Raw genomic sequence first — 21381 nt, 5'->3', positions numbered from 1 at the left:
GCCCCTTCAGCCCGGCCTTGCTCCAGGGGGTCGTGAGTGGCGATTCGGGTTCTAACCCGAATCGCCACTCACGACCCGCCGCAGCGGACCCGGACCCGACGTTCGGCACAGTCCTCATCGCAGTTCCACCTCCGCCCCGCGGTACAGCGGCCCCACCAGCAGGCTGCCCCAGTTCGGCACCTGGTCCGGCGTCGTGCCCATCGCCGGCGACACGAGCAGGTCGATCAGCCGCTGCTCGTCCGGCGAGTTCACCACCGAACCACCCGCGTTCCCGCCCGCGGGAATGGTCCCGTTCGAGGGCAGGGTGCCGTCGGGGTCGCGCGGCGGCGCGGGCTTCGACGATCCGTCGTCGATGGCGCCGTCCGGCGGGTACTGCGGCCAGCGGCCCGGCGGCGGGACCTCCGGGTAACACCGGGGGCCGCGTTTGTCGTTGTACTTCGGCTCGTCGACGCCGGGCAGGTACTTGCCGCGGCTCGGCGTGAATTCGATCGTCACCCGGCTGACCTCGGGATGCGCGGTGCCCTTGCCGAACGCGAGTTCCGCGCGCGGCACCGATCCGGCGAGCTGTTTGAGCAGGCACGGGTACTCCGGCGCGTATTTCGCGAGGACGTCCAAAGTGGGCTGGAGATTGGTGGTGAGGCGGATCAGGTTGTCCTGGTTGACCTTCAGGAAGCTCGTCAGGTCGATCGAGGCCGCGGTCACCGTCGAGTAGACGTCGGCGAGACCGCGCTGGCTCTCCACCAGCGTCTTGCTCGTGGTGGTCAGATCCGCAAGCGCCGCCAGCAGATCCGGCGCGGCCTTGTCGTAGATCGCGGCGGCGTCCGCGACTCCGGTGATGTCGGCCTTGAGGTCCGGCAGCGACGGGTTCACCTTGCCCAGGTACTCCGAAAGCCCCGCCATCGTCGCACCGAGCTGCTTGCCCTGACCGTCCAAAGCGGACGCGACGGCGTTGAGCGTGCTGGCCATCTTCTCCGGCTGGACGGCCTGCAGCAACGGCATCACGTTGCCGAGCACGGTTTCCAGCTCGATCGCGCTGCTGCTGCGGTCCTGCGGGATGACGTCGCCCTCGGCGATGTGCCGCTCCGGCTTCTCCGGTACCTGCAAAGCGACATACCGCTCGCCGAACAACGTCTTCGGCAGCAGCCGCGCGGACACGTTGGACGGGATGACCGGCGTCTTGTCCGGTTGCAGCGCCAGCTCCATCGTCGCGCGGTCACCGTGGGCCTGGATCGACCGGACTTCGCCGACGACCATCCCCCGCACCTTCACGTCCGCGCCCTCGCGCATCTGGTTGCCGATGCGGTCGGTCTCCAATTTCACCAGGGTCACCGAAGTGAAGGCCTTCTGGTAGAAGGCGATGGTGGTGACGAAGAACAGCACGACCACCACGAGGAAGATCAGCCCCAGCACCTGGTGCCGGAGCCGCTGCAGCAGCATCCTCCTGTTCACCCGGAAATCCTCACTGTCGTGGTGGCGCCCCAGATCGCGAGGCTCAGGAAGAAGTCGAGCACCGAGATCAGCACGATCGACGTCCGCACCGCGCGGCCGACCGCGACGCCGACCCCGGCGGGCCCACCGCTGGCGGTATAGCCGTAGTAGCAATGGGACAGGATGACGAGCACGCTGAAGATGATCACCTTGAGGAACGACCAGAGCACGTCCTCGGGCGGCAGGAACAGCGTGAAGTAATGGTCGTAGGTGCCCGCGGACTGGCCGTAGAGCCAGATGGTGATCTGCCGCGAGGCGAGATAGGACGAGAGTAGGCCGACGGCGTAGAGCGGGATCACCGCGGTGACGCCGGCGATCACCCTCGTCGTCACGAGATACGGCATGCTCGGCACGCCCATCACTTCGAGCGCGTCGATCTCCTCGGAGATCTTCATCGCGCCCAATTGCGCCGTGAACCCGCAGCCGACGGTGGCCGAAAGCGCGAGCCCGGCCGAAAGCGGCGCGACCTCACGGGTGTTGAAGTAGGCCGAGATGAATCCGGTGAGCGCGGCGGTGCCGAGCTGGTTCAGCGCCGAATACCCCTGCAGGCCCACGATGAGACCGGTGAACAGCGTCATCCCGATCATCACGCCGAGCGTGCCGCCGATCACCGCGAGCGCGCCGGTGCCGAAGCTGACTTCGGTCAGCAGGCGGAAGATCTCCCGGCCGTAGCGCCGGATCGTGCGCGGGGTCCAGGCCAGCGCTCGGAAGTAGAACGACAGCTGGCCGCCGAAGCCTTCCAGCATCGCGCCAGGTCGCGCGATGATCTCGAGCGTCCGGTCGGAGACAGCGGGTTCGCCTGCCATGTCACATCGCCTTCGGCGGCACGATCCGCAGGTAGATCGCGGTCAGCACGACGTTGATCAGGAACAGCAGCAGGAACGTGATGACCACGGCCTGGTTCACCGCGTCGCCGACGCCCTTCGGCCCGCCCGCCGGGTTCAGCCCGCGGAACGCCGCGACCACCCCGGCGACGAAACCGTAGAGGAACGCCTTGATCTCGCTGATCCACAGGTCCGGTACCTGCGCGAGCGCGTTGAAGCTGGCGAGGTACGCGCCCGGCGTGCCGCCCTGCATGACGACGTTGAAGAAGTAGCCGCCGAGCACGCCGACGACACTGACCAAACCGTTCAGCAGCAACGAAACCACGATCGCGGCGAGCACGCGGGGCACGATCAGGCGCTGGATCGGGTTGACCCCGAGTACCTCCATCGCGTCGATCTCTTCGCGGATCTTGCGGGCACCGATGTCGGCGCAGACCGCGCTGCCGCCCGCACCGGCCACGAGCAGCGCGGTGATCAGCGGGCTCGCCTGCTGCACGATCGCGAGCGCGCTCGCCGCGCCGGTGAACGACTGCGCGCCGATCTGCTGGGTCAGCGAACCCAGCTGCAGCGCGATGACCGCGCCGAACGGGATCGCGACGAGCGCCGTGGGCAGGATGGTGACACTGGCGAAGAACCAGCACTGCTGGATCCATTCGCGGAACTGGAAAGGTCGCTTGAAGATCGCGCGCAGCACTTCCCACGACAGCGTCGCGAGCCTGCCGACCTGTGTGAGCGCACCCGTACCGGGGACGGACACCGTCGCTCCCACAGAACCTCCCAGTCGCCTGCCCCGAGTCTTACTCCACCTGTCAACGCCCCATTGCGTTAGCGGTGTTCACTTTGCTCTCGGCACCTCCGCGCTAGAACTTGAGAGCGTGCGTCGCGGTCGCGCCGCCGTCGGCGACGAACTCCGCGCCCGTGCTGTACGAACTTTCGTCACTGGCCAGGAACAGCACGAGTTTCGCGATGTCCTCCGGCTGCCCGACGCGGCCGAGGGCGACCTTCTTGCCCACCCACGACATGTCGACTTTCTGCCCGCCCGCGGCGGCGGCGACCATCGGGGTGTCGATCGCGCCGGGGTGGACGGAATTGACCCGGATGTTCTTCGCGCCGAGTTCGAGCGCGGCGACCTTGGTCATCCCGCGGATCGCGAACTTGCTCGCGGTGTAGGCGACGAGGAACGGCATCCCGGCGAGCCCCTCCACTGAGGACACGTTGACGATGGAGCCGCCTCCGGCCCCGGTCATCGGTTCAACGACCGAGCGCATCCCGAGAAACGCCCCGATCTGGTTGACCCGGATGACGCGTTCGTAGTCGGCGAGCGTGGTCTTGCCCAGTTCCGAGAAGTGCAGGATGCCCGCGTTGTTGACCAGCACGGTCGGCGGGCCGAACTCCGCTCGGGCGCGTTCGATCGCCGCGTCCCATTCGGCCTCGTCACCGACGTCGAGGTGCTGGTAGACCGCCGCTTCGCCGAGCTCGGCGGCGAGTTTCTTGCCGTCGAGGTCGTTGATGTCCGCGATCACCACGCGCGCGCCCTCGGCGACGAACAGCCGTGCGGCCGCCTCGCCCTGCCCGCGGGCGCCGCCGGTGATCAGCGCTACCTTGCCGTCGAGCCTGCCCATCGTCATCTCCTCTGATTCACGGCAGCGACATGATCTCGGAGGCGGAGAACATCCGTTCCGGGTCGCGGTCGGCGAAGTAGCCGCCCACGCTGGTGGCGAGTTCTTCGGCGGTCCAGGTGCCGTTGACGGTGTCGAACCGCTGTTCCACCGACGGCGGCCGCATCAGCGCGACCATCCCGCCGTAGACGAGGAACACCTGGCCGTTGACGCGATCGGCGTCCGGCGAGCAGAGGAAGGACACGAACGGCGCGACGTGGCCGACCGAAAGCGGGTCGATCCCCTCCGGCGCGTCGGCACCGAAGACGCCTTCGGTCATCGCCGTGCGGGCGCGCGGGCAGATCGCGTTGGCGCGGACGCCGTAACGGGAGAGACCGCGCGCGGTGGAGACGGTCAGCGCGGCGATGCCCGCCTTGGCCGCACCGTAGTTCGGCTGGCCGGGGGCGCCGAGCAGGAACGACTCCGACGCGGTGTTGACCACCCGGCCGTACACCGGCGCGCCGTCCACTTTGGACTTGTCACGCCAGTACGCCCCGGCGTTGCGGGAAAGCAGGAAGTGCCCGCGCAGGTGGACGCGGAGCACCGTGTCCCATTCGTCGTCGGTCATCGAGAAGAGCATCCGGTCGCGCAGCACGCCCGCGTTGTTGACCAGCACGTGCAGCCCGCCGAAGTGGTCGACGGCGGCGGTGAGCAGCGCGTCGGCGGTCGCGGATTCCGACACGTCGCCGGTGACCGCGATGGCCTTGCCGCCCTCGGCCTCGATCTCGTCGGCCACCGCCCGCGCGGCGGCGGACACGTCGTTGACCACGACCGACGCTCCCGCGGCGGCCAGCGCCAGCGCCTCGGCCCGGCCGAGTCCCGCGCCGGCGCCGGTCACGATGGCCGTCTTGCCGTCCAAACTCACTCCGGGCCTCCTTGCCTCTCCGCACACACTAGAATCTGTTCTTGCTGGATGCAAGCATTAAATGAACGGCGCTAACCACGTATGAGCAGGGCATTCTTTGGGCAGCTCGCCACAGCTTGAGTAACACGTTCTACTTGATCCTGCGGAACTTCCCCCGACGCGAGGACAAGCTCCTCGTCGTCGTCGAGATCGAAGACCTCGGGCGCGAAGCCGACACAGATCGCGTTCGCCTCGCAGAGCGAGCGATCGACGCCGATCTCCATATTCCCTCCTCGCCACCACACCTGGTACAACTAGAACAGGTTCTACCCTACCGCCGCGAGCGGCCATGGCACCAGTAACGAGCACCGACGGCAGAGGTGACGGATGCGGATCGACTACACGCCGGAGCAGCGGGCACTGGCGGGCGAACTCCGGGAGTACTTCGCCGGGCTGATGACCCCGGACCGCCGCGAAGCCCTGGCCGGCGATGGCGGCGAGTACGGCAACGGCCTGGTGTACAAGGAAATCGTTCGCGACCTCGGCCGTGCGGGCTGGCTCGCGATCGGCTGGCCGCGCGAGTACGGCGGGCAGGACCGGCCGATGCTCGACCAGCTCATCTTCACCGACGAGGCGGCCGCGGCCGGGGTGCCCGTCCCGTTCCTCACGGTGAACACCGTCGGGCCGACGATCATGCGATACGGAACCGAAGAACAGAAGGCGTTCTACCTGCCGAAGATCGCCGCGGGCGAGCTGCACTTCGCGATCGGCTACTCCGAACCGGGCGCGGGCACCGACCTGGCGGCGCTGCGCACCCGCGCGATCCGCGACGGCGACGACTACGTCATCAACGGCCAGAAGATGTGGACGAGCCTGATCGAGTACGCCGACTACATCTGGCTGGCCGCCCGCACCGATCCCGACGCGCATCGGCACAAGGGGCTGAGCATGCTGATCGTGCCGACGTCGGCCCCCGGTTTCTCCTGGACGAAGGTGCACACGGTCGCCGGGCCGGGCACGAGCGCCACTTACTACGACGACGTCCGCGTCCCGGTGACCTCCCGGGTCGCCGGGGAGAACGAGGGCTGGCCGCTCATCACGAACCAGCTCAACCACGAGCGGGTCGCGCTGACCTCGGCCGCGCCGATCCAGACGTCGCTGCGCGAGGTGCGCGCCTGGGCGCAGACCACGAAGCTGCCCGACGGCACCCGCGTCGCCGACCAGCCGTGGGTGCGGCTGCACCTGGCGCGGATCCACGCCCACGCCGAGTACCTGAAACTGCGGAACTGGCGGATCGCCTGGGCCGCCGCCAGCAGCGAGCTGGGCCCCGAGGAGGCGTCGGCGACCAAGGTGTTCGGCACGGAGTTCGCGACCGAGGCCTACCGGCTGATGATGGAGATCCTCGGCGCGGGCGCGGTGGTCCGCGAAGGCTCCCCCGGCGCCCAGCTGCGCGGCCGGATCGAACGGCTGCACCGCTCGTCGCTGATCCTCACCTTCGGCGGCGGCGCCAACGAGATCCAGCGGGACATGATCGCCGCGACCGCCCTCGGCCTGCCCGTCACGCGCTAGGAGATATCGATGGACTTCACGCTCACGGAAGCGCAGCGGGATCTCGCATCGCTGACGCGCCGGATCCTGACGGACAAGGTCACCCCCGAAGTGCTGGGACCACACGGTTCCGGTGGTTTCGACGCTCCACTGTGGACCTCACTCGCCCAGGCGGGGGTGCTCGACGCGGCGCTGCCGCAGTCGGTCGGCGGTGGCGGGTTCGGGCTGCTGGAGCAGTGTTCGGTACTGGCCGAAATCGGCCGCGCGGTCGCGCCCGTGCCGTATCTGACCTCGGTGGTCATGGGCGCGGCGGCGGTCGCGGAATTCGGGGACGGGCGGCTCGCGGAACGCTGGATCGTCCCGGTCCTGCGCGGTGACCACGTCCTCGCCGTGGCGTTGCCGGACTACGGCGTGCCGTGCGGTTTCACCGCCGAGGCCGACGGCGACGGCTGGCGGCTGACCGGCGCGCAGACCGCGGTGCCGTCGGGCGCGTTCGCGCACGGATTCCTTGTCGAAGCCGCCATCGACGGCGGTCGTCAGGTGTTCCTGCTCGACCGGGACGCCGTGACGGTCTCGCCGCAGCGGACCGTCGACCACGCCGACGCGGCGCTCGTCGAACTGTCCGGCGCGAAGGCCACGGCCTCGCTGGGCGACGTCGGCGAATGGCTGCGGCTCCGGGGCACGATCGGCGTCTGCGCGCAGCAGCTCGGCGTCGTCGAACGGGCGCTGGAGCTGACGGCGGCGTACGCACGGGAACGCAAGCAGTTCGGCCACCTGATCGGGAGCTTCCAGGCGGTGCGGCAGCGGCTCGCCGACGCCTACGTCGACGTCGAAGCCGTCCGGCTGACGTTGTGGCAGGCCGCCTGGCGGCTGAGCGAAGGACTTCCGGCGGCCGAAGAGGTCGCGACGGCGAAGTTCTGGGCGGCCGAGGCCGGGCACCGTGTCGCGCACACCGCCGTGCACATCCACGGCGGGGTCGGCATCGACGTCGACCACACGCTGCATCGCTACTTCGTCGCGGCGAAGCGGCTCGAGTTCACCCTCGGCGGGGCGACCGCGCAACTGGGCGGGCTCGGCGATCTCCTGGCCGCGGCTCCGGCATGACCCCCACGGTCACGGAACTCCTGCTCGCGCGGGCGGAGGACCGCTCGACCGGGTTGCTGTTCGAAGACCGGCGCTGGACCTGGGCCGAACACGTCCGGGCATGCGCCGGCCACGCGGCCGCACTCGCCGGGACCCTGCGTCCCGGCGGGCATTTCGGGTTGCTGGCGGACAATGTCCCCGAGTTCTCGTTCCTGCTCGGCGGGGCGGCGCTCTCGGGGCACGTGCTGGTCGGCCTGAACCCGACGCGCCGGGGCGCCGCGCTGGCCCGTGACATCGCGCTGGCCGACTGCGAGCTGGTGTTCGCCGAGGAGAAGTACCTCCCGCTGCTGTCCGAGGCCGGCGTTCCGGTGCTGCCGCTGAGCGATCTCGAACCGGCCCGCGAGGCCGTCGTGCCGGTGGCCGCGAAACCCGAAGACCTGCTCATGCTGATCTTCACCTCCGGGACCAGCGGCGACCCGAAGGCCGTCCGGTGCACCCACGGCAAGATCGCCTACCCCGGCGAGATGCTCGCCACGCGGTTCGGTTTGTCCACAGAGGACACCGTCTACGTGTCGATGCCGATGTTCCACTCCAACGCCATCATGGCGGGCTGGTCGGTCGGGCTCGCGGCGGGTGCGGGGATCGCGCTGCGACGGCGGTTCTCCGCCTCCGGTTTCCTGCCGGACGTCCGGAAGTTGGGGGCGACCTATGCCAACTACGTCGGCAAGCCACTGTCCTATGTGCTCACCACACCCGCGCGGGACGACGACGCTGACAACCCGCTGAAGCTGGTCTACGGCAACGAAGGCGCGGAAGCCGACCTCGCCGCCTTCGGCAGGCGGTTCGGCTGCCACGTGGTCGACGCGTTCGGTTCGACCGAAGGCGGCGTGAACTTCGGCAGGGACGCCACCACCCCGCCCGGTTCGCTCGGCCGCCTGCTCGACGGCGTGGCCGTCCTCCATCCGGAGACCGGGAAACCCTGTCCCCCGGCTGAATTCGGCGAAGGCGGGAAGCTGCTCAACGCCGCCGAAGCGGTCGGCGAACTGGTCAACACCGGTGGTCCCGGCTTCTTCGCCGGGTACTACGGCGATCCCGAGGCCGAGGCCGAGCGGATGCGCGACGGGATGTACCACACCGGCGATCTCGCGTACCTCGACGCGGACGGGTACTGCTATTTCGCGGGCAGGCTCGGCGATTGGCTGCGTGTCGACGGCGAGAACCTCGGCACCGCCCCGATCGAACGCGCGCTCCTGCGGCATCCCGCCGTCAGCGAGGCGGCCGTGTACGGCGTCCCGGATCCGCGTGTCGGCGACCAGGTGCTGGCCGCACTGGTCTGCCGGGCGCCGATCGACGCGGACGAGTTCGCCGCTTTCGTTGCCGCACAAGGTGATCTCGGGCCGAAACAGTGGCCCCGGTTCGTCCGCGTGCTCGACGCACTGCCGCGAACGGCCACGCACAAGGTGCTCAAACGGGAACTGGCCGCGGACGGCACCACAGACGCCTGGGAAGTCCGTTACCCCCGGGAGTGATCCCAGGGTCGGGACCAGTGATCTTCCCGATGTCCGCGGCCGCGCGGGCTCCCTACGTTCGGTGCCATGAAAAGAACAACGCGCCGCATCGGCGTACTCGCCACCGTGCTCGCCTTCCCCGCCGTCCTCCTCGCGCCGTCCGCGTCGGCGGCGCCCGTCCGCTTGAGCCTGCCCGCGCCGACCGGCCCGTTCGCGGTCGGCAGCACCGACCTCCACCTGATCGACCACTCCCGCCAGGATCCGTGGGTTCCCGGCACCACAAGGGAATTGATGGTCACCGTCCGATACCCGGCGTTGCCGAGCGGGAAGCCGAAAGCGCCGTACATGGCGCCAGGCGTCGCGAAGGTGGTGGCCGAAGGCGACGCCGCCAAACTGGGCATGCCGTCGGACCGGCTCGATTACCGTTTCCCCACCCACTCCCGGGTCGGCGCGCCCGCGATCGGCGGCAAGCGGCCTGTCGTGCTGTATTCACCCGGGGGCACGTTGTCGCGTTCGCACGGCACCACCCACCAGGAACAGCTCGCGAGCGAGGGCTACGTCGTGGTGGCCATCGACCACACCCACGAAGCGGAAGCGGTGGAGTTCCCCGGCGGCCGCGTCGAAAAGAAAGCCTTGCCGCCGTCGAGCATCGAGGTGTCGAAACGCGTGATCGAGACCCGCGTGCGGGACACGCGTTTCGTCCTCGACTCGCTCGGCCTGACCCGAGTGGGCATGTTCGGCCACTCCGCAGGCGGGTTCACCGCGGGCGAGACCATGGTGAGCGACCGGCGCATCGTCGCCGGGGCGAACCTCGACGGCAGCATGGCCCACTCGCAGTCTCAGCGGATCTTCGGCCGCGTCGCCGACGAGGGACTGGACCGGCCGTTCCTGCTGATGAGCGCCGGCGACCACAGCGCGGCGTCGGACGCGTCCTGGCAGGAGTTCCAGCGCAATCAGCGCGGCTGGACCGGGGAAACGCGGCTGCCGGACGGTGAGCACTTCAGCTTCACCGACTATCAGACTCTGCTGCCGCAACTGGGGAACGCCCCGGCCGCGTTCGTCGGCACCATCGACCCGGCGCGAAGCGTCGCCGTCCAGCGTGCCCGGCTCTCGGCGTTCTTCGCCGAGCACCTGCGTCACCGGAGCAGCGACGTGACCAAGGTGTCCTTGAGCCAGGCTTCGTAGTCGTCGTGACTCCACCCGGCCTCGGCGACGAGGCTGGTGTGGACGTCGGCGCTCATCAGCGCCACGGCGATGTCCGTGGCCCTCGGCGCCAGGGTGCGGCCGCTCTTCCGGACGCGGTCCACGACCATCTCGACGCCGAGCCGGTTGCGCCGCGCGCCCTCCGCCTGGGTCGCGGCGATGTCCGGATCGACGGCCGCACCCGAGCTCAGCATCACGACGATGTCCCCGCAGCGTTCCCGGACCTGCCGGGCGACGGTGGCCAGCAGGCCGAGCAGCGCGACCGGATCCTCGGTCCGCTGCGCTTCGGCGACGAGGTCGGGAATCCCGGCCTCGTCGTCGAGGAGGTCGACGAGACCGCCGACGACACCGGCCTTCGAGCCGAAGTGCGCGTAGATGGTCTGCGGGGAGACGCCCGCCTCCTGGGCGATGAGGCGGATCGGCGTCCGCGCGTACCCACGCTCGGCGAACAGGCCGCGGGCCGCCGTCAGGATCGTGCGCAGCGTCAGCGCCTCACGCCGATCGCGCAACCGGACGATGCCGGGAAGGTCCGCCGACATGTATGCTCCTCGAAAGTTGGAACGTTGTTCTAACTAATGGATCGTTGTTACAGGAGGATAGCGATGACCACCGAGGAGATCATCACCGCGCTGGAACGCGCCTGGAACGCGGGCGACGGCGAGGCATGGGCGGCGAACTTCGCCGAGGACGCGGACTTCGTCGACGTCGTCGGCCGGATCCAGCGCGGCCGCGCGACGATCGCGCGCGAAAGCCAGAACATCTTCGACACCATCTACCGGGGAAGCACGCTGCGGATCCGTCAGGTGTCGAGCCGCCCGCTCGGCGGCGGGTTCGACCTCGTGCACACCGCGACCGTGCTGACCATCCCCGCCGGCCCCCTCGCCGGGGAGAAACAGGCGGTGCAGACGAAACTCGTCCGTGACGGGCGGATCGTCGCGTTCCACAACACGATCCGGGGCGATATCGCGACGTTCACCCAGCACGACGAGGACCTCGCGGCCCGCGCGCCCCAAGAGTGGGAGCTCAAGCAGGGGCGTTGATCGGCCGCAGCCGTCGCGGCCCGGTGTCGGGACGGGACGGTGGCGGGCCGAGCACGATCCGGGCGTTGGCCACGAAAGCGCCGTCCGGCGAGGCCAGGATCGGGTCGAGTGTCATCGACCGGACCTCGGGGTTGTCCTCGGCGAGCGCCGCGACGCGCAGCACGATGTCCTGGAGCGCGGCCAGATCCGCCGGTTCGTCGCCGCGGTAGCCGGTGAGCAGCGGCGACGTCCGCGGTTCGCGCAGCAGGGTGGCGGCGTCGACGTCGGTCAGCGGGACGGCCCGGTAGGCCCGGTCCCCCAGCAGCGTGCTGACCAGACCGGAGAGCCCGAACGACACGAGCGTGCCGAACGACGGGTCGTCCTGCAGCCCGATCACGCAGGACAACCCCTTGGGCGCCATCCGCTGGACGTAGACATCGTCGTCGCCGGAGATCTCCCGCAGGTCCAGGTACGCCCGGCGCACTCCGTCCACAGAGGACAGATCGAGCCGCACCCCGGCGAGGTCCGGCCTGCCGCGCAGCCGTTCGTCGACGGCCTTGAGCGTGACCGGGAAGCCCAGCTCCTCGGCTGCTTTAACCGCTTCGTCCGCGGACGTCACGACCCGGAAGGGGACGACGTCGATGCCGTAGCAGCCCAGGAGCCGGACCACGTCGTCGTCGGAGAGCAGTGTCGTCTTGCCGCCCTCGGCCGCCAGCAGTTCGCCGACGATCACCTGCGCCTGCTCGGCGTGCAGGCCGGCGGGACGCACCAGGTTGCCCTGCGGCCGCTGCCGCCAGGCGGCGTAGCGCACGACCCGCGCGAGCGCGTTCACCGCGCGTTCCGGGCTCGGGTACGACGGCACCGAACCCCGCGTCGGCACGCCGTCCTCCGACAGCACGGCCAGCTCGTCCGGAACACCCTCGACGGCGAGGAAGGTCGACACGATCGGCTTGTTCTTGTCCATCTCGACGACGGCTTCGCGCAGCGCGCGAGCGTAGGCGGTGCCGGGGATCGCCAGAGGCGGCACGAAGACCACGACGAGCGCGTCGGTCTCCGGGGAGTTGAGCGCCTCGCGCACGGCGGCGGCGAATTCCTCCGGACTCGCCTGCGGCCCGACGTCGACCGGATCGGCGGTCAGCCGGAGACCGTGCGCGCGTGCGGTATCGGCGGCGAGCAGCCCGATGGCGCTGGAGTTGCCCACGATGGCGATCCGCGGGCCGGCGGGCAGCGGCTGATGGGCGAAGACCAGCGCGGTGTCGAAGAGTTGCGCGAGGGTGTCGACGCGGACGACGCCCGCCTGCTCGAACAGGGCCTGGACGCTGGATTCGTCGACCTCCGCCGAGGTCGCGGCCAGCTGCGGGCGGACGGCGTGCCTGCCGGATTTCACCGCCACCACCGGCTTCGTCCGCGCCAGCCGCCGCGCGAGACGCGCGAACTTGCGCGGGTTGCCGAACGACTCCAGGTACAGCAGGACAAGGTCGGTCGCCGGATCGGTCTCCCAGTACTGGAGCAGGTCGTTGCCCGAGACGTCGGCCCGGTTCCCCGCCGAGACGAAGGTGGAAAGCCCGAGGCCGCGTGCTTCGGCGTCGGCCAGGATGGCGGTGCCCAGCGCGCCGGACTGGCAGAAGAACCCGGTGCGACCGCGCGCGGGCAGGCGGGGCGCGAGGGTGGCGTTGAGCCGGACCGAGGCGTCGGTGTTGAGCACGCCCAGCGCGTTCGGGCCGACGACGCGCATGCCGTGCGCCCTGGCCTCCCCGACCAGCCTCAGTTCGGCGTGCAGCCCGTGCGGCCCTGCCTCGGCGAACCCGCCGGAGACGATCAGCAGGGTCTTGACCCCCTTGGCCAGCGCACCGTCCAAAACGGACTCGACGGCCTCGGCGGGGACGGCGACCAGCGCGAGGTCGACGTCTTCCGGGATGTCCACGACGGACGGATAGGCACGGACACCGCGGACGGATTTGTGCTCCGGGTTGACCGGGTAGACCGTGCCGGCGAAGTCGGCGCTGAGCAGGTTGGTCAGGGCGACGTAGCCGATCTTCGTCGGATCGGTGGACGCGCCGATCACCGCGACCGACTTCGGATGCAGCAGGTTGTGCACGCTGCGGGCCTCGGCGGCCTGCTCCCGGGAACGGGCGACCGCGAGCGACTCCTCGGTCGGGTCGATGTCGAACTCCAGGTGCAGCACGCCTTCTTCGATCTCGCGGCTGACCTGGTAGCCCGCGTCACGGAACACCCGGACCATGCCCGCGTTCTCGGCGAGCACCTCGGCGACGAAGCGGCGCAACCCGGATTCCGAGGCGGCCGCGGCCAGATGCTCCAGCAGGATCGACCCGAGCCCGCGGCCCTGGTGGGCGTCGTCGACGACGAACGCGACCTCGGCCGACGGTCCCTGGTCGAGCCGTTCGTACCGGCCGACCGCGACGATGTCGTCGCCCAGCAACGCGACGAACGCGACCCGGTCGTGGTGGTCGACGACGGAGAACCGTTCGAGGTCGCGCTGCGGGATCCGCGGATAGGCGCCGAAGTACCGGAAGTACCGGGTGCGTTCGGACAGCCGGCCGTGGAAGGCGACCAGCCCGTCGGCGTCGCTCGGGATCACCGGGCGCAGGTGCACCGTGCCGCCGTCGGAGAGCAGGACGTCGGCCTCCCACTCGCGCGGGTAGTCGTAGGGGTCGCGCTTGGTGTCCTCACTGGCCATGTTCAGTCCCTCGGATCGTCCGGATCGAGGCCGTGCAGGGGGAAGATCGCGCGGCGGGTGTCGCGGATGGCGATGTCGACCGGCTCGTCCTCTCCGTCCCCCCAGGGGACGAAGGCGGTGTCGCGGTCGTCGGACATGCCGGGCGGTATCTCGGCCTTCGGCGCCGCCCTGGTGATCGACGCGACCCAGTTCGGCGGCAGCGACGTCGCCGGGTCGACGTCGCGGTCGAGCACGGTGGCGAGCAGATGGGTCCAGGACCGCGGCACCACCCGGATCAGCTGGTAGCCACCGCCGCCCACGGCCAGCCAGCGGCCGCCGGTGTGCGTCTCGGCCAGTTCGCGCAGCCGCCGGTAGATCGCGCGATGGCCGTCCACCGACAGCGAGAGGTCCGCCAGCGGGTCTTCCTCGTGCGAGTCGACGCCGCATTGGGTGACGAGGATCTGCGGCCGGAACTGCTCCAGCAGCGACGGCACCACCGCCTCGAACGCCCGCAGCCAGCCGCCGTCACGGGTGCCGGGCGGCAGCGGCAGATTGACCGAGGTGCCCTCGGCCCCGCCCTTGCCGATCTCGGCCGAATAGCCCGTGCCCGGCCAGAGCGTGAACGGGTGCTGGTGCAGGGAAACGGTCAGCACCCGCGGGTCGTCGTAGAACGCCGTCTGCACGCCGTCGCCGTGATGGACGTCGGTGTCGACGTACGCGACGCGCTCGAAGCCGTGGTCCAGCAACCACGAGATCGCCACCGAGCAGTCGTTGTAGACACAGAAGCCCGACGCCTTGCCCGGCATCGCGTGGTGCAGCCCGCCGGCGATGTTCACCGCCCTGGTCGCCTCGCCCTCGGCGATCTTCCGCGCGGCCAGCAGCGTCGACCCGACGACCAGCGCGGAAGCCTCGTGCATCCCGGTGAACACCGGGTTGTCCTCGGTACCGAGCCCGTGCGCGAAGTCGGCACCGGTCATCGGCGCCTGCCGGACGGCCTCGATGTACTCGCCGAGGTGCACGCGGCGCAACTCGTCCTCGCCCGCCGGGCCGGGGATCAGCAGTTCGACCCCGTCGAGCACGCCGAGTTCGGTGGCGAGCCGGATGGTCAGTTCGAGCCGCACCGGATTGAACGGATGCTCGCCGCCGAGGTCGTAACCCAGCAGCGAGGAGTCCCATACGACGGCCGGTGCTCGCATGGTCCGAACTCTAGTGCCCGGAAGCGGCTCGTGCGCCGTTCCGCGGGTCAGCCGGGCAGATCCCCCGTGGCCGCCGGGCGCTCCGGATCGCGGGACCAGTGCGACCACGAACCCGCGTACAGCGCGGCGGGCTCCGGATGACCGGCGACCTCCAGCGCGAGCACGACGGACGAGGCGGTGACGCCCGATCCACAGTAGACACCGACCGGTGTCTCCGGGGTCACGCCGAGCCCCTCGAACCGCTCGGCCAGCTCCGAGGCGTCACGCCAGCGGCCGTCCTCACCGACGTGCCCGGAGAAGGGCGCGTTGACCGCGCCGGGGATATGCCCGGCGCGCGGGTCGATCGGCTCGGTCTCCCCCGCGTACCTCGGCCGGGCCCGCGCGTCGAAGAGCAGACCGTCCCTGGCGAGCGTGGCGGCCCCGGCCGCGTCGAGCACCGGCATGCCGCCGGGCACGACGACGATGTCGCCCTCCTCGGGTGACGGGACCTCGTCGGTGAGCGGGCGCTCTTCCCCGGCCCACGCGGCGAACCCGCCGTCCAGCACGGCGACCTCGGTGTGCCCGGCCCAGCGCAGCAGCCACCACGCCCGGGCCGCGACCGAACCGTCGGAGTCGTCGTAGACCACCACCGGGTGACCGGCGCGGACCCCGGCCGCCCGCAGGTGCCGCTGCAGCGTCTCCGGTTCGGGCAGCGGGTGACGGCCGCCCTCACCCGGTTCCCCGGCGAGCGCCGTGTCGAGATCGACGTACACCGCGCCCGGAAGATGTGCCTCACGGTAGGAATCGGCGCCGGGCGGCCCGGCGAGCCGCCAGCGGACGTCGAGGACTACTGAGCGTGCCGATTCCGGCCCGGAGAGCCGCTCGGCGAGTTCGCTGGTGGTGATCATGGGGCGCATGGGCCCATCTTCCCGTGACGCACGGCTCCATGCCCAGCTTGGGGGACTTTTCCCGCCTCGGTGCTTGTTCTCCCCACGCCTGCGTCGCTGTCGGTGCCAGCGACTACGATGAGCAACGCGGACGAAGGGGACAGCGTGAACGATCTCATCGACACCACAGAGATGTACTTGCGTACCATCTACGAGCTCGAAGAAGAAGGTGTCGTCCCGCTGCGGGCCCGGATCGCGGAGCGGCTGCAGCAGAGCGGCCCGACCGTGAGCCAGACCGTCGCCAGGATGGAGCGCGACGGACTGGTCGTGGTCGCGGACGACAGGCACCTGCAGCTGACCGAGCACGGTCGCGAACTCGCCATCGCGGTCATGCGCAAGCACCGGCTGGCCGAGCGCCTCCTGGTCGATGTCATCGGCCTGGAATGGGAGCACGTCCACAACGAGGCCTGCCGCTGGGAACACGTGATGAGCGAGGCCGTCGAGCGCAAGCTGGTGAAGCTGCTCGACCACCCCACCACGTCGCCCTACGGCAACCCGATCCCGGGGCTGGACAAGCTCGGCGACGGTGATCCCGCCCCGCCCGCCGAAGCCGACCTCGTGCGGCTCGACGAGTTCGCCCGCATGGGTGGCGGCGAAGTCGAGATCCGCCGCATCGCCGAGCACGTGCAGCTGGACGAGACGCTGATGACGGAGCTCAAGTCGGTCGGCATCGTGCCCGGCAGCCGGGTGAAGGTCGGCAAGACGGCGCCCGGCGGGACCATCGAGGTCACCGGCGGGAGCAGCACCGCGCAGGTGCCCGTCTCGGCGTTGCACGCCGTGCTGGCGCAAGCCAGGTGAGCGCCGCGTCCGACGCCGCGGAGACCTTCCAGGCCCTCCACGGCCGGGCTCCGGCCGGCGTCTGGTCCGCACCGGGCCGGGTGAACCTGATCGGTGAGCACACCGACTACAACGACGGTTTCGTGCTGCCCTTCGCCCTCCCGCACCGGCTCGCCGCCGCGGCGACGCCGCGCGAGGACGGCGTGCTGACCGTGGCCACCCTCGGCTCGGACGGCCGGGTGCAGGAATCCGGCCCGCTCACCATCGCGGATCTGCGGCCCGGCTCGGTCGAAGGGTGGGCCGCGTACCCGGCCGGGGTCGCGTGGGTCCTGCGGGACCAGGGCCTCGGCGGCGCGGACGTGATGATCGCGGGGGACGTGCCCTCGGGGGCGGGCCTGTCCTCCTCCCACGCGCTCGAATGCGCGGTCGCGCTCGCCCTCCTGGGGCTGGCGGGTATCACCCCGGGGACCGGCGCGGGTGCGCCGACCCTGCACGAGGTGGCCCGCTGGGTGCAGCGTTCGGAGAACGACTTCGTCGGAGCGCCGACCGGCCTGCTCGACCAGACCGCTTCCCTGTGCTGCACGGAATCGAACGTGCTGTTCCTCGACGTCCGCTCCGGCGAGATGGAGCAGGTGCCGTTCCCGCTGGAGGAATCCGGCGTCCGGATCCTGATCATGGACAGCCGCACGAAGCATTCGCACGCCGAGGGCGGCTACGGCGAACGCCGCAGGGGTTGTGAACGCGCCGCGGAACTGCTCGAGGTGAAGGCGCTGAGGGACATCGGCGTCGACGGGCTGGACACCGCGCTCGCCAAGCTGCCGGACGAACTCGTGCCGCTGGTGCGCCACGTGGTGACGGAGAACCAGCGCGTCCTCGACACCGTGGACCTGTTGCGCGCGGGCCGGATCACCGAGATCGGCCCTCAGCTGGACGCCTCGCACGTGAGCATGCGCGACGACTACCGGATCTCCACCCGCGAGCTCGACCTCGCCGTCGATTCGGCCCGCGAAGCCGGGGCGCTCGGCGCGCGGATGACCGGCGGCGGCTTCGGCGGATCGGCGATCGCCTTGGTCCGGGAGTCCGATGTGGACACCGTGGGCCGAGCGGTGAAGGCCGCGTACGAAGCGGCGGATCTGCGCCACCCCAGGCTGTTCACCGCCGTGCCGTCGCGTGGCGCGGGCCGCGACGGGCTTTAGCCGCCGCACCACCCCCGGGCGCGCACCGTGCCCGGGGGCGAGGACACTGGGCCGCGACCGCATCCGCAGCAGAAAGGCGCGAACGTGACCGACGAACCGACCAAGACCCTGAAGCTGATGGTGACGGGCGGAGCCGGTTATGTGGGCAGTGTCTGCGCGGCCCGCCTCATCGAGGCCGGGCACGACGTCACCGTGGTCGACGACCTCTCCACCGGGCACGCCGACGCGGTGCACCCGGACGCCACCTTCGTCGAGGGCGACGCCGCCGAAGTCGCCGGGCGCCTGCTCGGCGACGGCTACGACGGTGTCCTCCACTTCGCCGCCAAGTCGCTGGTCGGCGAATCGATGACGGATCCGGCGAAGTACTGGGAAGGCAACGTCCTGACCTCGCTCCGCCTCCTCGAAGCGATGCGCGACCACGGCACGAAGCGGCTGGTGTTCTCCTCCACCGCGGCCACCTACGGCGAACCCGAGTCCTCCCCCATCCCGGAGACCGCGCCGACCCAGCCGACCAACACCTACGGCGCGACGAAGCTGGCGATCGACCACGCGATCACGTCGTTCTCGCGCGCCCACGGCATCGCCGCCGTCAGCCTGCGCTACTTCAACGTCGCCGGCGCCTACGGCTCCTTCGGCGAGCGGCACACCACCGAAACCCACCTGATCCCCCTCGTGCTCCAGGTCGCCACCGGGGACCGCGAGCGGATCCAGATCTTCGGTGACGACTACCCGACCTCGGACGGCACCGCCATCCGCGACTACATCCACGTGGTCGACCTCGCCGACGCGCATCTGCTGGCCCTGCGGCACGCGGCCGACGGCGAACACCGCATCTACAACCTCGGCAGCGGCACCGGTTTCTCGGTGCTCGAGGTGATCGAGGCGTGCCGCCGGACCACCGGTCACGAGATCCCCGCCGCGGTCGCGCCGCGCCGCGCGGGCGACCCGTCGGTGCTCGTGGCCTCCAGTGAGCGGGCCGGTGACGAACTCGGCTGGAAGCCCGAGCGCACCGACCTCGACGGCATCGTGGCCGACGCGTGGGCGTTCACCCGGTCCCGCCGGAACGTCTGAGTGCCTGTTGGTGAACCCGCGTCCGCTATCGACGTCGGCAGGGCGCGACCTGGTTATCCACGTCACGGATGCGGACAAGGCGCCCTGCCCCCGCGATCGCGGGGCCTTCGGCCGGGCGGGTTCACGCGTCTGGCGACTTCCCGGACGAAACCTCACCTCCGCCATCAGGCTCTGAGCCGGATCTCCGGTGGTCCTTCGGCCTGCTGCCGCAGGATCACCTCGATCAGGTCGTCCGGCGGCACCATCGCGTTGAGGGCCGTGCTCAGCAGCTTCGCCAGCCCGTGCCCGGGGTCGGCCTCACCGGCCCTGGCCAAGGCCATCCCGGCGGTCGCCAGGTCGCCTCGGACATAGGCGGCGTGCGCCTTCAGGACGAGCGCCTCGGCCGCTTCGGGCGCCGGGAGCTCCCGGGCCAAGGTGAGCCAGAGGTCCTCCGCCGCGCGGGCGAGCGCCGAATCCGCGGGGACGGCGGTGAGCAGGCAAGCGCCGCGGACCTCGACCAGGGAAAGCGCCCAGGCCAGCCGGACGGCCTGGTCGTCGGTGATCGCCCGGTCGCCGCCGTCGGCACGGGTGAGGGCGGCGTTCACCTCGGCGACTCCGGCCGGGACGGGATCCGCCCCTCGCCACGGCGGATCGGCCATCCTGGTGAGGAGATCGGCCCGTCTGGCGAGGGTCTCCGGCTCGACGGGGTCGAAGAGCCGCTCGACCTCGTCCCGGCTCGCGTGGGTGACGTGCCCGGCACCGGTGACGACCGCGGCGGCCACCGAGTCCCGCGGATCCGGCAGGAGACCGCCACAGGTTCTTTCCCGGTAGCAGCCCCAGCGTACGTCGGCGGCGATCCGGGGCGCCCACACCGAATGCGTCACCGAGATCTCGTACTCGGCCAGCGCGGCTTCCAGGCGCCGGACGAACCGGCGGCGCGGTGGCCGTCCCGCCTTGTTCGCGGTGCCGCCGCCGACCACCGCGAGGGTGGCACCGGTGTGCCCGGACACGGCGAGCCTGATCGCCAGGTCACGCGCCTGGTCTTGTTCCAGGCCGGGCGGCGGCAGGTCCACGCGCATGACGAGGCCTTGTTTCATCCGTCCCGGGCCGCGCAGGCCGAAGACGACGACGGAATCCTCGGGGTGGAATCCGAGGAGGTACGGGATCGCGGCGAGCAGGTCCGCCGGATCCGTCAGATCGACCTTGGTCCTGCCGGTCGGGGTGGAAGTGGTCATGCCCCCACCCTGCGGCGGGAATGGGGCCGCTGGGTGGGGGCGGGACAGATCTGTGGACAGCCGGGACCGTTGTGGACAACCGCCGCGGGACCGATCGCGGGACGCCGATCCTGTCGCCTGCGTGGTCTACAGTGCCCGGCCCCGCGGGATCAGCCGCAGTGTTCGAACGGGCTCTCGTAGGCGTTCGACCCGACCGAACCGCCCCACTTGACGCAGGTCGCGGCGGCCGTCTTCTTCACCGGTCCGGCGTAGTAGGTGAAGCTGCCGGAGTCGGTCACGCGAGCCGAGCCCTGCACCTCGAGGAACGCCGAAACCGGCGAAGCGGTGCCGAGCGAAACGGCCTTCAGCGTGGTGACGCAGTTGGCCTTGGTCGAGGAGTTGTACAGCAGGTACGCGGTCCCCGAACCGTTCGCGAGGCCCTGGGAGTCGACGACGGAGAAGCCGCTGCCGCACACCTCGGTGGCCTCGTAGGGGTTGCCGCTGCACGAGTTCTTGCTGGTGAAGTTGGTGTGGCCGTAGTACGGCACCGCGACCCCGTTCAGCACCGCCTTCTGCACCACTCCGTTGAGCCGCTCTTCGAAGTGCAGGTGGGGGCCGGTGACGCCGCCGGTCGCGCCTGCCGTGCCGATCTGCTTGCCGAGGCTGACGGCCTGGCCGACCGAGACGGACTGCGTCGAAAGGTGGGCGTACCGGGTACGCCAGCCGCCGCCGTGGTCGATCTCGACCCAGCGCCCGTAGCTCGTGCTGCCTTCGTTCGCGACCCGGGTGACGGTGCCGCCCGCCGACGCGAGCACCGCCATCCCGGTGATCCCCGACTTCTGGAAGTCGACCGAGTTCGCCGGGCTGTGCCCGCTGAACGTCGCCGCCGTGACCGTGACGCCGCATTTGAAGGGGACCTGGAAGTTCGGGGCGGCCGACGCCTGCGTCGTACCGGCGAGGGTCAGGCCGAGCGCGGGGAGAACGGCGGCCGCGGCGAGCACTGCGAAACGGCGCAACCTGGACATGGAGACCTCCATCAGGTGGGGAAGCCGGACAGGACGGAGCAAAGCCGGGGGAAATACATTTTCCGTACAAGCCCGAGGTCGGGTCGGCGTTTTCCATCCGAAACGCCGGATGCCACGTCCCGAGGGGGACGTGGCATCCGGAAAG

Annotated in this window: 20 protein-coding genes; 8 read left to right on the top strand and 12 right to left on the bottom strand. The window is 70.4% G+C overall.

The genetic code is table 11. The features are described 5' to 3' along the window. Window positions 1-114: 114 nt before the first annotated feature. The 6 genes from AORI_RS52975 to AORI_RS52950 all read right to left on the bottom strand — a co-directional run bounded on the left by AORI_RS52975 (window position 115) and on the right by AORI_RS52950 (window position 5098). Window positions 115-1437, bottom strand: coding sequence for an MCE family protein (locus tag AORI_RS52975; protein WP_016332770.1), 1323 nt, complete (start codon window positions 1435-1437; stop codon window positions 115-117). Window positions 1438-1445: 8 nt separating this feature from the next. Then, window positions 1446-2294, bottom strand: coding sequence for an MlaE family ABC transporter permease (locus tag AORI_RS52970; RefSeq protein WP_016332769.1), 849 nt, complete (start codon window positions 2292-2294; stop codon window positions 1446-1448). Window position 2295: 1 nt separating this feature from the next. Further along, window positions 2296-3081, bottom strand: coding sequence for an MlaE family ABC transporter permease (locus AORI_RS52965; RefSeq protein WP_016332768.1), 786 nt, complete (start codon window positions 3079-3081; stop codon window positions 2296-2298). A gap of 91 nt (window positions 3082-3172) precedes the next feature. Further along, the gene (locus AORI_RS52960; protein ID WP_043848695.1) at window positions 3173-3934 is read right to left on the bottom strand and encodes a glucose 1-dehydrogenase; all 762 of its coding nucleotides are present in this window, start codon (window positions 3932-3934) and stop codon (window positions 3173-3175) included. Window positions 3935-3950: 16 nt separating this feature from the next. Further along, a complete protein-coding gene (locus AORI_RS52955) occupies window positions 3951-4835 on the bottom strand; it encodes a 3-oxoacyl-ACP reductase (protein WP_016332766.1) in 885 nt (294 codons plus the stop codon). A 71-nt stretch (window positions 4836-4906) separates the two neighbouring features. Then, the gene (locus tag AORI_RS52950; RefSeq protein WP_043847999.1) at window positions 4907-5098 is read right to left on the bottom strand and encodes a ferredoxin; all 192 of its coding nucleotides are present in this window, start codon (window positions 5096-5098) and stop codon (window positions 4907-4909) included. Window positions 5099-5201: 103 nt separating this feature from the next. Between AORI_RS52950 and AORI_RS52945 the strand changes: the two genes are divergently transcribed. From AORI_RS52945 to AORI_RS52930, 4 genes are all read left to right on the top strand, one after another. Next, window positions 5202-6383, top strand: a complete 1182-nt coding sequence (locus AORI_RS52945; RefSeq protein ID WP_016332764.1) for an acyl-CoA dehydrogenase family protein — start codon at window positions 5202-5204, stop codon at window positions 6381-6383. Window positions 6384-6392: 9 nt separating this feature from the next. Further along, window positions 6393-7466 carry an acyl-CoA dehydrogenase family protein gene (locus AORI_RS52940; RefSeq protein WP_016332763.1) on the top strand — a complete coding sequence of 358 codons (1074 nt, stop codon included), beginning with the start codon at window positions 6393-6395 and terminating at the stop codon, window positions 7464-7466. Continuing rightward, entirely contained in the window at window positions 7463-8974 is a 1512-nt protein-coding gene (locus AORI_RS52935) for a long-chain-fatty-acid--CoA ligase (protein WP_016332762.1), read from the top strand. The genes AORI_RS52940 and AORI_RS52935 overlap by 4 nt, the downstream gene beginning before the upstream one ends. A gap of 66 nt (window positions 8975-9040) precedes the next feature. Next, window positions 9041-10138 (top strand): alpha/beta hydrolase family protein, encoded by a 1098-nt coding sequence (locus tag AORI_RS52930; RefSeq protein WP_016332761.1) that lies wholly within the window; start codon window positions 9041-9043, stop codon window positions 10136-10138. Here AORI_RS52930 and AORI_RS52925 read toward each other — a convergent pair. After that, the gene (locus tag AORI_RS52925) at window positions 10090-10695 is read right to left on the bottom strand and encodes a TetR/AcrR family transcriptional regulator (protein WP_016332760.1); all 606 of its coding nucleotides are present in this window, start codon (window positions 10693-10695) and stop codon (window positions 10090-10092) included. The two genes, AORI_RS52930 and AORI_RS52925, sit on opposite strands and share 49 nt — an antisense overlap. A 63-nt stretch (window positions 10696-10758) precedes the next feature. Here AORI_RS52925 and AORI_RS52920 point away from each other — a divergent pair, with 63 nt between their 5' ends. Further along, window positions 10759-11196, top strand: coding sequence for an SgcJ/EcaC family oxidoreductase (locus AORI_RS52920; RefSeq protein WP_016332759.1), 438 nt, complete (start codon window positions 10759-10761; stop codon window positions 11194-11196). Here the strand turns inward: AORI_RS52920 and AORI_RS52915 are convergent. Genes AORI_RS52915 through AORI_RS52905 form a run of 3 tightly spaced genes read right to left on the bottom strand, consistent with a single transcriptional unit; the run spans window position 11180 to window position 15944 of the window. Then, window positions 11180-13873: a bifunctional acetate--CoA ligase family protein/GNAT family N-acetyltransferase gene (locus tag AORI_RS52915; protein ID WP_016332758.1), complete on the bottom strand. Its 2694-nt coding sequence runs from the start codon at window positions 13871-13873 to the stop codon at window positions 11180-11182. The genes AORI_RS52920 and AORI_RS52915 overlap by 17 nt on opposite strands. A 2-nt stretch (window positions 13874-13875) precedes the next feature. Then, complete coding sequence (locus tag AORI_RS52910; RefSeq protein ID WP_016332757.1) at window positions 13876-15048, bottom strand: acetoin utilization protein AcuC; 1173 nt, start codon at window positions 15046-15048, stop codon at window positions 13876-13878. Between the two features lie 47 nt (window positions 15049-15095). Beyond that, window positions 15096-15944 (bottom strand): sulfurtransferase, encoded by an 849-nt coding sequence (locus tag AORI_RS52905; RefSeq protein WP_016332756.1) that lies wholly within the window; start codon window positions 15942-15944, stop codon window positions 15096-15098. Between the two features lie 108 nt (window positions 15945-16052). Between AORI_RS52905 and AORI_RS52900 the strand changes: the two genes are divergently transcribed. The 3 genes from AORI_RS52900 (at window position 16053) to galE (ending at window position 19018) form a co-directional block, all read left to right on the top strand. Then, the gene (locus tag AORI_RS52900) at window positions 16053-16772 is read left to right on the top strand and encodes an iron-dependent transcriptional repressor DtxR (protein WP_016332755.1); all 720 of its coding nucleotides are present in this window, start codon (window positions 16053-16055) and stop codon (window positions 16770-16772) included. Further along, complete coding sequence (gene galK, locus AORI_RS52895) at window positions 16769-17947, top strand: galactokinase (protein ID WP_016332754.1); 1179 nt, start codon at window positions 16769-16771, stop codon at window positions 17945-17947. The genes AORI_RS52900 and galK overlap by 4 nt, the downstream gene beginning before the upstream one ends. A gap of 117 nt (window positions 17948-18064) precedes the next feature. Further along, complete coding sequence (galE, locus tag AORI_RS52890) at window positions 18065-19018, top strand: UDP-glucose 4-epimerase GalE (RefSeq protein WP_123798858.1); 954 nt, start codon at window positions 18065-18067, stop codon at window positions 19016-19018. Window positions 19019-19182: 164 nt separating this feature from the next. Here the strand turns inward: galE and AORI_RS52885 are convergent, their stop codons facing one another. Then, window positions 19183-20232: a DUF4192 domain-containing protein gene (locus AORI_RS52885; RefSeq protein WP_016332752.1), complete on the bottom strand. Its 1050-nt coding sequence runs from the start codon at window positions 20230-20232 to the stop codon at window positions 19183-19185. A 149-nt stretch (window positions 20233-20381) separates the two neighbouring features. Next, window positions 20382-21236: a M23 family metallopeptidase gene (locus AORI_RS52880; RefSeq protein WP_016332751.1), complete on the bottom strand. Its 855-nt coding sequence runs from the start codon at window positions 21234-21236 to the stop codon at window positions 20382-20384. Between the last annotated feature and the right edge of the window lie 145 nt (window positions 21237-21381).

Source organism: Amycolatopsis keratiniphila (assembly GCF_000400635.2).
GTDB lineage: Bacteria > Actinomycetota > Actinomycetes > Mycobacteriales > Pseudonocardiaceae > Amycolatopsis > Amycolatopsis keratiniphila.
The sequence above is the reverse complement of the archived record's forward strand: the minus strand, read 5'-3'. Positions and strand labels throughout refer to the sequence as shown.